The sequence below is a fragment of the Arthrobacter sp. 'calajunan' genome, assembly GCF_046940185.1.
Lineage (GTDB): Bacteria > Actinomycetota > Actinomycetes > Actinomycetales > Micrococcaceae > Glutamicibacter > Glutamicibacter soli.
The window spans coordinates 1-301 of sequence record NZ_JBKZDY010000034.1 but is presented as its reverse complement, the minus strand read 5'-3'; the positions used below and the strand labels follow the sequence as shown (position 1 = coordinate 301).

The following is a 301-nucleotide window of genomic DNA, read 5'->3' as shown; positions in this document are numbered from 1 at the left end:
TCGCTGGACAGCACGGTGACTGCGGTGCCGAGCTTGATGTTCTGCGAGGTCGCCGCCAGCGCCGCAAGCACCGTCTCGGGTGAGGAGATCGAGAAGTCATCGCGATGGTGTTCCCCGATCCCGAAGAAGTCGAGTCCGACTTCTTCGGCCTTCTGGCCCTCGGCCAGCACGTTGCGGATCACGTGGGCGTGGGACAGCGGGGTTCCAGTGGCGTCCTCGGTGATATCGCCGAAGGTCTCGGCTCCAACCTGCGGAAGTTTCACGGTGGTGTTCATGGGTTCGGCCTCTCGCTAAATTGCAT

The 301-nt window shown here is 62.5% G+C and carries 1 protein-coding gene; it reads right to left on the bottom strand.

Annotated elements, in window-relative coordinates:
• The coding region (locus RF641_RS17535) for an LLM class flavin-dependent oxidoreductase (protein ID WP_424573731.1) at positions 1–275 on the bottom strand (275 nt) is incomplete at its 3' end.
• Positions 276–301 lie beyond the last annotated feature (26 nt).